General features: G+C 42.1%; 4 protein-coding genes. 3 read left to right on the top strand and 1 reads right to left on the bottom strand.

Annotated features, from left to right (window positions below; all coding sequences use genetic code 11):
• Positions 1 to 59: 59 nt before the first annotated feature.
• Positions 60 to 6,344 (top strand): BamB-related PQQ repeat family beta-propellar protein, encoded by a 6,285-nt coding sequence (locus tag ACJJJA_RS15705; RefSeq protein WP_444902708.1) that lies wholly within the window; start codon positions 60 to 62, stop codon positions 6,342 to 6,344.
• A gap of 644 nt (positions 6,345 to 6,988) precedes the next feature.
• Here ACJJJA_RS15705 and ACJJJA_RS15700 read toward each other — a convergent pair.
• Positions 6,989 to 8,566 carry a phytoene desaturase family protein gene (locus ACJJJA_RS15700; RefSeq protein ID WP_444902707.1) on the bottom strand — a complete coding sequence of 526 codons (1,578 nt, stop codon included), beginning with the start codon at positions 8,564 to 8,566 and terminating at the stop codon, positions 6,989 to 6,991.
• A 662-nt stretch (positions 8,567 to 9,228) separates the two neighbouring features.
• On the opposite strand from ACJJJA_RS15700, the gene ACJJJA_RS15695 reads away from it, so the two are divergent.
• Positions 9,229 to 10,056 (top strand): hypothetical protein, encoded by an 828-nt coding sequence (locus ACJJJA_RS15695; RefSeq protein ID WP_444902706.1) that lies wholly within the window; start codon positions 9,229 to 9,231, stop codon positions 10,054 to 10,056.
• A 78-nt stretch (positions 10,057 to 10,134) separates the two neighbouring features.
• The gene (locus ACJJJA_RS15690; RefSeq protein ID WP_444902705.1) at positions 10,135 to 10,512 is read left to right on the top strand and encodes a hypothetical protein; all 378 of its coding nucleotides are present in this window, start codon (positions 10,135 to 10,137) and stop codon (positions 10,510 to 10,512) included.
• Positions 10,513 to 12,123 lie beyond the last annotated feature (1,611 nt).

Here is a 12,123-nt window from a genome sequence, read left to right as displayed (position 1 = left end):
TTTCTTTTGAGTCGGAGGACTTAAAGGGAGAGGTTGTCGCGAGAGGCGAAACCACCGAGTTGGGTAAATTTACAGAGGAAGGCTTAGACCTTCCGGACAATGGCTACTATCTAATTGAATTTTTGGCTGGTGATGCCACGATAGACCTAACGACGGGAATGGCCCCAATCCTTCCTAGCTTATCAACAATTGTTGAAGCTGAAGCGCTCGAGAAATCTAAAGATATCTTCGCAACACCTCTAACAACCATCGTTGTTGATCTGATCCGGCAGAGAAATGTAGTCGATAAACCTGGGTTGAGCGATGCTATAAGCTCCCAATCCCTGGTTGTTAAAAGTCAGTTAGGCTTTGGCCTGCTAGATAAGGTAGACCTTTTTCATACGCCACCAGTGGCCTTTGGGAATGAGGCCGACCTTGATGATATTTTGAGCTACCGTACCGCTTCTGAAGCTACCGCGTCTCTTGTGTGGGCTCTTACAAACGAGACAGATATAAGCACTTCTACAGTACTGGAGTTGTTAGTTTTAGATCTAACAGATGGGGTGTTAGATGGCCTTGCCGAAGGTCTTGATACAAATACCACGCAGGTAGTACAAGATAATTACGACTTTGTGTCCAGGCTGAACATTGGTGAGCTACATATACCCAACACCTTTGATCCAGAGTCTTCAGACGCTGAAACTCCTCTCAAAGTTGGTGGTTTAGTTAAGCTCCTTATACATGAAACACGTCAATATGACAGCTCAAGAGAGATCTCAGCCTGGGGGGGTAAACCAAAATACTCCATTATCAACGCTATCGGAGCCGATTTAGATGGGGATGGTACCCCCAATGAAGTTGACAACGATATTGACAATGATGGCGTAGAAAACGAGAACGACGCATTCCCTTGGGATAAAACAGAGTCATCAGATCAGGATGGTGACGGAGTAGGTGATAATGCTGACTATTACGAACTTGAAGCGTCGTGCTTTCGGATAAATGAAGGTGATGGGGAGACCTGTTTCGCCACACTGACCGATACACTTGCACTGGATGAAGCATTTTCTGATGCGAATGGTGTTATATATCTCGGGTTTTCTGAAAATGGGATTTACGATTTTTACCAGTGGAGTTCAGAGACCCAAAACTTCACTGGAAAACTTGATCTAGTAGTTGAAGATCAAAGTCCCCAGGTTGTACGTTACCATGATGAGCATAAGAGAGTATATCTTGCTTATAGTGACGGCTGGATCCGATATTTTTCAATTGATACACCTGAAAAACTAGTTAACCTCATTCAAATGCCTGTGGGTGCAACCGGACTGGCGGAAGCGGGTCGCTATCTATTGGTTCAAGATGGTCAGGGCGCCTGGAGTTCACATCATGTCTTGTCTAAGGATGGGAATTTATTAGATAGTAAGGATTGGAATAGGTATTCTCATTATTATGCTTGGAACGATGTAAATAATCGGCTTTATCATTTTAGAGATGGCACGTCACCTAATGATATACATTTTGAGGAAATCTCTCAGTCGAGTGGTGCTATAGGTGCCCAAGGGGAATCTCCCTATCATGGTGATTACACTATCAGAGGTCCGATTCTGCTCGTTAATAGTGGTAACGGAGTGCTGCTTGGTAGTGGTGATTATTACAAAGCCAGTGACTTGAGTTTAATTGGCTCTCCAGTAACTAGTTTTGATTATGGGTTTTCCGATAATAGTGCGGTTGTAACCTTATCAGCGTCTTTTACTAATAACAGCTCTTTAGTAGCTTACAACAACAATTTTGAAGCATTTTTTTCTGCTTCCTATACCGGACTTCCTGAGGGCTTAGTACAGTTAGATGAAGCAGCCTTAGTCATTACTTATACTGAGAATCATGGCCGAAAGTATCAGCTGGTTGAGCTATTGGATGATATAGATGGTGATGGAGTTCCGAATAGAGAGGATGCATTTCCAAACGATAGCGCTGCATCAGTTGATTCTGACCTCGATGGTGCGCCCGACTCATGGAATGATGGGTATGATCCGTCTGTGGGAGAATCTAGTTTAAGCCTCGATTTATTTCCTCTGGATTCAGCCTGCTACCTTGCAGAGCATGGCATAAATGGTGTTTGTGATATTCAAGGGCAGGTCCAGGTTAAAAATGTCGATGAGATTGCTCGAAGAGGAAACGTACTTTATTTGCTGGATGACAATTCTAGCTCAATCTGGAAGTGGGATACGGCAGCTGGTAAATATCTAAATCCTTTACAGTTAGGGCACTTTGAAAGTAACGGTAAGGCGATGTCTATAAATGTCGCCAATCCATCCTCGATATTGGTTAGTTTTGAAAATGGTAAACTTCTTGAGTTTAGTGAAACTTTACCTATAAAAAGCCAGGAGGTGGCCTCGTTTGAGGGACGTCTGGAGGCATTAATAAGTGCTGGTGATTTCTATGTGGCAGTTGCTGGAAGTGGTCTAGATAGCTCTTATTTTAACTATCACTTGCTTGATAGAAATTATGTGGTTAGGGATAGTTACAGTTGGGTAAATAGACCAAAGGGACTCTTTTACGGTAAGGAAACCGGCCGATTTTATTATTATTCTTCTTATGGAGATTTAAATAGTTTTAATATTGATAATGATAGAAAGGCGTTTTCCGGGTATCAAAATTATTATTTCGGAGAGTCTTTAGGTGCTTGGCTGTCGCAATCACCGGATGGTAAATTGTTTGTGACTGGTGAGGGGAGTGTTATCCAAGGATACCCCGCTAACCCTCTTGTTAGCCCACTTGATTTGAGCTCTTTATCTGAGGGTATGAGCGAGGAGATACAGCTACTGGGTTTCACCTGGAGCGAGAGTGTCGCTGTTGGTCTGGTTAAGGTAGATAGGGAATATCTTTTAGCTGTTTTCAGTTATGACCTTAGTGAGATTCTATTTAAACAATATCTCGATATCGATACCTATATAAACCTTATTGCTGATGAAAATGGTGTAATACTAATTGATCAGTCAATTGGCAATAGGTTGCATATAGTAAATTATCGGTATGAATCTGATGCCGATAACGATGGCTTGCCAATGTGGTGGGAGTTGGCCCACGGTTTGGATGACACTGACAAACTAGATGCCTTGAAGGATTCGGATGCAGATGGTCTAAACAATCTTGAGGAGTTCGTAGCCGGCAGTTCGCCTTTGATGGCAGATACGGATCAGGATGGGTTGTCAGACTTTGACGAGGTTATCACTTATTTTACTGATCCATCTAACAGTGATACGGATGAAGACGGTATGCCAGATGGCTGGGAAGTGCTATATGGACTGAATCCGTTAGATGTTTCTGATGCCGATAGTGATTTGGATAATGATACGTTTTCTAATCTAATCGAGTTCCTTTTGGGCTTTGACCCAACTGAGGAGTTATCCTTACCCTCTCCAATAGATGAATTCTATTTTTCTTTTGAGGATCAAGAGTTGCCGGATGGTTGGGTTTCACAAGGTAGCCCAAAATTTGTAACTCAATCAGCTAGTGATGGGGTCGTTAGTCTATTTGCCGAGGGTAGTTGGGGTATTTCGACAACTAATTACTTTTTACCTGTAGAGCTTTCTCTTCGAGCGCGGTCTACCTGTCACTCTATCTATGATGCCCAATTGGTTATTGAGCTAAATGGAGAAAAATTATTAGATAGTCCAGTCTCCCAAACATCATGGGAAAAGCTCTCTGTTCCCATTGCTGAGGGTTATCATACATTGGTTGTGAGGGTTGAATCCTTTGCTGACGATTGTGGTATTTTGATTGATGAATTAGCAGGCACTTCTCCTCCTACACTTTTTGAATTGGGCGCCTCTGGAATTTCTATTTTTGACAATAAGCTTTACTTACTTGATGTTGATGGTCGTGAAATAAAAAGCTTCGATATCCCTGATCCAAAAGGGAGTAATAACGCATATGCACGAGATGCGGTTATTTTGGATGATGGAAGAGTAGCGATTTTCAATGGGACATTTGAACCTTATTTAAGTGTGTATACGCTAGAGTTAAACCTTTGGGAGCACTATCCAGCGCCTGGATGGAGTACCGTTAATAATTTGAGTTATGGCGGCATAGATGCTGTTGGTGAAGAAGTTTTCGTTACCAACCAGTCAACTAGTGGCAGTCCTAGTCAAGGGTATGTAAAGTTTGACTTAGCAAGTGGCTCTGTGAATTATATAGATGCAGGCCCATTTATAGATCTGACAGTTGGCGAAGATGGTTATCTCTACGCATTAAGTGGCAGTCAGATTTCTCAGTTCGATCCTGTGTCCGGAGTTTTACTCTCCAATATACCAATTGAAACTTCACGGGCAATTGCCGTTGATGAGGTTGGTAATATTTTTTCAGCTACCTGGGACGGTGAGATACACCAGTTTACGGCTGGTGGGGTTCTGCAAAAAACTTTATTCGTTGGCCAGAGCTTTAATGATATTAATATTCGTAGAAATGGAGAGTTAGTCGCTGCTACAGCATATGATGGGCTATATCGTGTCGCGGCGGACTTAAGTAGTTTTACCAAGCTAGATACGCGAGGTAAATTTGTAGATCTTATGCCAGATTGGGACTCTGACAATGATGGACTCCCTGATTGGTGGGAGTATGCCTTTGGATTAGATCCTAAGAATGTAGGTGACGCGGGCTCCGACTTGGACGGGGATGGCTTATCTGCTTTGCTGGAGTACACCTTTGGTACTCATGCGGACAACCCTGATATTGACAATGACGGCGTTAACGATGGCGATGAGCTTTTAATTTATGGTTCTGATCCTTTTATTGCAGATACGGATGCCGATGGCTTGTCCGATGGGGTGGAAGCGGAATTAGGTACAAATTTATTGGCGCAAGATAGCGACAACGATGGGCTTACTGATTTTACAGAGGTAAAGGAACTAGGCTCAAATCCCTTACTTGAAGACTCGGATAGTGATGGTATGGGAGATATGTATGAGTTCGAGTATGGTTTGGATTTGTTAGTAGATGATAGCGCGGATGATATTGATGCTGATGGCCTGACCAATTTGCAAGAATATGCTTTAGGGTCGTCTCCGAGAAATGTAGATACAGATGGTGATTTCCTTTCGGATTTTGAAGAGTCGAATACCTATGGTACATCTCCAATAGTTGCTGATACTGATGGCGATCGTATGCGGGATGGATGGGAAGTACTATATGCGCTAGACCCGATCGATGCTGACGATGCAGCAAATGATGAAGATTTTGATTCTTTTACAAATGTTGAAGAGTTCTTCTCAGACACCTCACCTATTGATAGAAATAGTTACCCCCTACCCGTAGTATGGGCGACATATCAAGGGGGAGCTGCGCATACTGGTTTTACACCGCTACAGCTGGATGTAGATAATTTCTCTCACCATTGGTCCGTGACATTACCTAATATGACGAAGTTACACCCGGTAGTGGTGGCTGATGGTAAGGTCTTCGCATCTAATGATTCCTATTTTGCTGAGCAGAGAATTGTTGCCTTGGATGCAAGCACGGGAGATTTGGCATGGGAGCGCATTTATGATGGTATACATTCTATAAATCCCCCAGCTTATGACCGTGGAAAAGTCATTTTTCAAACTGGTGGTCATGAAGATTCCTTTATACGAGGGCTTGATATAGATGACGGCTCGCTATTGTTTGCTACTGAATATGGAAATCAGTGGTCAACCTACATGTCTCCAACTGTATATGATGGAGGGATTTATACTGCCGGGGGGTATTACGGAGGACTTTACTCATTTGATCTGAGTGATGGGTCGGAGTCTTGGTTTGCATCAACTGCGCAGTATCAAGAATTTACCCCAGCTGTAGATGAACAGTATGTATATGCATTTATAACTGACCTGCAAGTTTTTCATCGTGATTCTGGTGAATTGGCCTATAGCATTGAATATCCTAATTTTGACTGGAGAGGGTACGATGTAAATTTGGCCACAGTTTTGACTAGGTATAATCATATTGTGGCAATTCAATCGGGCTCTTTAGTTGTATTTGATCTCGATAAACGCAACATTTTATGGGAAAAAAATTCAGTTGGATTTTCAGGGCAGCCAGCTTCTAGTGGTGGAGTTATTTATGCTTTGCAGTCTGGTATTTTAAAAGCTACTGATGAAGAAAATGGCAGCGAAGTATGGGCCTGGGAGGCGTCAAAGTCGTTAACTTCAAATATTGTGGTAACCCGAACGCATATTTTTGTTGGAGATTCATCACATACTTATGCCATTAATATAGGTACTCAGAAGTTGGATTGGAGTTTTGAATCTTCCGGGCACTTAAGTCTTGGTGATGACGGAACCCTGTATATCGCTGGCTCTGAATTGACTGCTATTTCGCTACAGTAACTGAACCTTTAATTTGGTTCAGTTTACTGAGACTACTGATGGTATGGTGGGGCAACCCCCATGCCATTAGTATTTGCTAGTTTGAAGTAGCCTAAGGTTTAAAAGACTGGCTGTACCCTGTCTATTATTATGGTGCTAATTTTTATTATCTGGTCATCTGAATAAAAATATGAAGTAAGAATTTACTTTTCCAATTCTATTTGTCATAGCTCTAGGGTCAATGTCAATTGGCGAGGTACCTTAAATTTTATCGGTGGTGGTATCTTCAAACTTTCCTCAACCTTTCCAATTTACCAGTTCGAGATAGTGCTTCAGTTAAAATTTAGGCTCTTGGGTTTATGGTTAAGTATCAGCTGAAGACTTAGAGGTTGATTGTGAGCAGCTGCTACGGGAATTCGCTGCCGAATCGAAGTAAAATAGACTTTTCCGGGTTTTGGCAATATTAGTCTGGAGAGGATTAAGATCTATATAGACCATACCGGCTGTCTGCGCCCTCCCAATTTGCCCCCTGCACTAGTCAGTAAGTGCAGGGACTCATTCAAATAACGTATATACCAGCTGGTATCTTGAGTGGTTAATCTTGGTCGGAACACCATTATGAATAGTGGCCATACTGGGTTCCATAAGATCAATATGAACCTCTCTTATTTATCTCTCAGAATCTCCATCGCAGCATTATGCCCAGGCACCCCAGTAACGCCACCTCCCGGGTGGCTACCGGAACCACAGAGATATAGCCCTTGAATCGGCGTGCGGTAATCGGCAAAGCCCATAAAGGGCCGGTTGCTCCACAGTTGGTCCAGGCCTAAGGCACCATGGAAGATATCGCCACCCATCAAGCCAAACTTGCGCTCTAAATCCAGCGGTGAGTGGATTTGTTGGGCGATGATGGAATCACGGAAATTGGGTGCATAGTTGTTGACGGTATTGATAATGGTCTGAGCTGCCTGCTCACGGTAGTTGTCCCAGCTCTTACCCTCCGGCAGTTCTGGAGCAAATTGTTGGCAGAATAGGCTGGCCACATGTTGTCCCTCGGGGGCCAGGGAGGGATCGATGGTGGAGGGGATCAATATCTCTACTATGGGTTGCTTTGACCAGCCGTATTGAGCCGCATCTATATAGGCCTGCTCCAGGTAATCCATGGTAGGGCCAATGACGATTCCCGACTTGTGGTGCGGTTGTACGTGAGTACCGGGCTTACATGTAAAGTCTGGCAGTTCAGACAGTGCGATATTCATACGGAAGGTGCCGGACCCCACTCTAAAACCACGTACCCTGCGGTGAAATTCCGGCTCCAGATGTTGTTCGTCGATCATCTGGGAATAGAGCAGTTTAGGGCCGACATTAGCGATTACTTTACTAGCTGCAATGGTTTCCCCGCTACTTAGCCGTGCTCCGGTAGCGCGACCACCATCGATAAGCACCTCTTTAACTTCAGCGTCTGTGCGAATAGAGACCCCAAGGCACTCTGCCTCTCTACGCATGGCCTGCGTGATAGCACCCATACCACCCATAGCATGGCCCCAAGCGCCTTTCTCACCGTTTACCTCGCCAAACACATGGTGCAAGAGCACATAGGCGGAACCGGGAGTGTTGGGAGCGGCATAGTTGCCGACAATAGAGTCAAAGGCGAACGCAGCTTTTACATGGTCATTTTCGAACCAGGCATCCAGCACGTTGGTAGCACTCTTGGTGAACAGGTCCAGAGCGTCTCGGCGTGATGCCATACTTAACTTTTTCGCTCTAAGCCCAAATCCACCAGCGCGAACCAGGTCTATAAGGCCGCCACCCACGTTGGGGGGAGCGCGCAGTAGCTCTTCGCGTAAAATATCCGCAACGGTTTCTAGCATGGCATAAAAGTCAGGTAAAGTAGCTGCGTCTCTCTCTGAGAAACGTGCTACCTCTGCTTGTGTATCTACAAGATTCTTGTGGAAGGAAAGACTGTTGGCTTCTGAAAGTGGGAAGAAGTTTGATTGCGGCCGTAATTTGATTTCCAGGCCATGCTCTCGTAGATGGAGGTCTTTGATGATCTTGGGGTTAAGCAGACTCACGGTGTAGCTTGCCACAGAGTTTTGGAAGCCTGGGTGGAATTCTTCAGTAACTGCAGCCCCACCAACAATCGACCGGCGCTCAAGAATCGTTACATTTTTTCCAGCTTTAGCCAAATAGCAGGCACAGACAAGGCCATTATGGCCACCGCCTATAATCAAAAAATCCTTCATTATTATTCTCTGAGTAGGAAAAGGTTAGGATCAATTGTCGTCAAAAACAGCAGAAAAATAAAGAGTCTAGAACCAGATTATTATCGATACCATTTTGTCTAATGATGGGTCTAAAATTTTAAGATAAATTAAGGGGGGGGAGAAATACCGGTACATAACTCTAAATTATTTTCGCTTGAGTGCAAAGTGCATATTAACTACATTTTTGATTAAAGCTATGCAGTTTCAAAAACTGGCCAGTTAAATATGGGGTATTCAAGTAGCTTAAAGGAGGGGGTTCGGCACTATTAATGGTGAAGGTTGATCTATATCACTTCTTATTGGTTTTCTCTGGAATTAATGGCGCGTACTACCATCATATATGTTGGTGTTTTCAGAAACCTGTAGGCAATCATCTATGACGAAGACTCATATCGAGTTTTAAATTACCCTGTCGATTTAGTAGGCTGAAGCTAAGTTGAGTTTAAATCAACACGCAAGAAGCAGGAGTTTAGTCTTGTAGATTAACTTCCTGGTTGACCCTAAAAAGGGAAAAAAATACTGCAGCTATTAATTGTGAAAGGCATGAAAAAGCTTGCTCTTCAATACTAAATTTTCTTTGTTATTGTCTCCTCTAGTAATTACTTTAGTTAGCATAGACATGCCTATAGAGATGATATTTCGTGTCCAGTGAAAACCTTTCCAGAGTGTTAGGTGCTCAAGAAGTAATATTCACAGAATTAGCCAGGAGGACCTGTGGGGGTACTTTAGTTATTTCCTTCATTAAAGTTCTTACGCAACTAAGCGTTGAGCAATTAAAGACTGGGTTTGCATCGATTCATAAAATTTACCCTCTATTACAAGCACGTGTAGAGTCTAGTGAGCAACTACGTTGGCGTTGTGATGTATCATTCGGTTCTATCCCTTTCGAAGTTGTGAAATTAGATGGGCCTCTTGATTTTGAACAGGAGTTTACGCGTAGAGGCGAGTCTGGGCTTGATGTTGAAAGATGTACTTATACGCTCTCGTTCTATATAAATTCCCAGGATAAAGTTGACTGGATATCCCTGGTAAGCAGCCATGCAGCCCTGGATGGCCGGTCAGTAATGACTCTTTTTTGTGTTTTAGATATGTATTTTAGGGAGCCTGAGACATTTAGATTAGGAAGGCAACCCTTATATGAAGCGGTTGAGAGCTACTTTAGCTCCTCCAAATACTTCGCAAGACAGGAGTCATATAACGCTAAAGATGATTTATTTAAATGGCCAGTTGAAGAGTCAGCCTTTGCTGCAGAGCGTGAGGGGCACGCTATTTATAGACAATTTCCTATGGAGGACCTTTCAAGTATTGTAAAGCAGGGGAAGAGCTACAAAGTTAGGCCTAGTGCACTTTTTTGTGCTGTTGCTATTCAGGCCTCAAAAATTTTACCTAATCATAGAGACTGGATTAAAATCCTCTTACCTTTAGATGTTAGAGATTTATGTGGATCGGAAATCGGTTTAAGTGCGTGAGGTGCGTTTTCTGCAGTAACCACTTTAGAAGTAATACCTAATATTGATATCAGGAATATTTGGCAGCTAGCAAGATACTTGCAGGTTGAGCTTGATCGCCAAGCCGCGGAGGGAGAATCATGTAAGTTTGGCTTTCCTAAAGATTATACCCTAGGGGATATTATCGGTTGGGCTCAAGAATATGAAAATAATAAACCAGTTTTTTCTGAAGGGTTATGTATTTCAAATGTTGGAAGTATGAAAGCTTTGGGCACGTACATGAACTCTTTTGAAATTGTGACAGCTATTCCTTTCCAGACACATGGCGCTCACCCAATATCATTGTTAACCTATTCAACGGTTAGGAACTCAGTATTTATTTTCTCTTACTGTTCTCCCCTTACTAAGAAAGATAATGTTTTGAACTTCGCGGAAAAATTTATCAATACACTTAGGGACCTTGTCAAGAACACTTGAATAAATCATACTCTACAACCTACTCAACTGAAAGAGCTCTGACCGGAAAGCTCGCATTATATTTTACATGTAAAGTAATTTCGAGGAATTCTGGTTACTTTATTTAGATTTCTGTCTCTAATAATTTGTAACCAAGGTATGGCTTTGCAGGGCTACCTAAGTCTTTAAATTCATAATGGTGTATACGAATCTTCCTGAAAGATCGGTGTAACAAACTCTGAACGGCATAATTCCGGTATTAAAGATTTTTCGAAGGGTTGTGGCTATTTGCGAAATACTGCCTATAACCTATGTGCCCTTACAACCCCTAAAATATTTTTCAACCTGCTCGAACCTATACTTGAGTTCTTTGAATGATTTGATTCTGATGGGGTATTGTTTGTCTTTCTGCTGGGGTATGTATGATTTATACATTAAGTCAGATTTGGCTAATCAAAGTATAAGTTAAAGCTCGTGGGGGATTTTTCTTTCTCAGTTGAATGTTCCCACTTTATAGAAGGAGCTGAAATTTGGTTGTTTACTTGTTAATAACCGGGCCAGAGTGACGCTATCTGTGTATCCACTGTGAGTTGTATTGTCACTAAATGCATTTTTTAAAATACTAGATATCCGATTTATTGCTATCCACTTCCATAAAGAAAATAGAAGAAGCGTGATCCTAAACAACGGAATACAAAAAAAATCAGGTATATTGGAGTAAAGTTGGATGTTGATTCATAGGATTCTGGCGGGCTAACACATAGTGCCGATACAATAGATGCCAATAAGTGCGAGATTTAAATTTCTGTATGATCAGGTAAACCCTAACTAGGAAGATTCTGGCCCCACCAGTATATAAAAATACAATGAATTAGAATCTAAAGATGTAAAGTGGCACACAGTAAAGAAACTAAGGCGCATTAAACGTAAGTAAAGTCGTGTAGAGTAGGCAGAATAAGTGTGGAGCAAAGGGGAATGTTGACGCCAAAGTAAGAATTTATTTTGCCATTAAGAAACACTAAGCGCATGGATATGTTCGATTTTGCTAACTTATTGTTTGTGGGAAGTCTGCAGTTCATGGCGCTAGCCACTTCCCCAAAAAAGTAGATTTGATACAATACAAAAGAGGGAAATACATGTTAAAGCCTGGTTTCGAATAATGAAGTGTAGGCTCTTTATTGCGTGAATTTTAACACTTATTTAGAGTGCGACTACTCATAAGTAATCTCGAATCATAGGTATGAATGCTAATGTTAAATATTGGTTTCATTACTAATAACAACCGTGGCCTTAGCCACCCTTTGTGTATTAGGGCAAGTTTGATTACGATAACTTAATATTTCATAATAATTTTGATGTAAAAAATCAACATCCTCTTGGTATATGCTGGCTTGTCTTTTAAGGGGTAAGAATATTAACCCCTAAATTCTTGAGATGCAACCTATAGTTGAAAGACGAAATGATGGTTTCTGTATTCATGGATATAACACTAGTGAATATCTATAGGTTGTGATCTGAATTGATCTGTGTACAAGACCGACTCTATTGTAGATCGCTAGCTGTCAAGCTGCATGGATTTCATCTTGAGGAGGCAATTATTATGTTTATACGACTGCACAAGTAAGATTCCAA

This window comes from Microbulbifer mixtoriginis (SeqCode), assembly GCF_052466865.1.
This window is presented reverse-complemented; position numbering and strand designations above follow the sequence as displayed.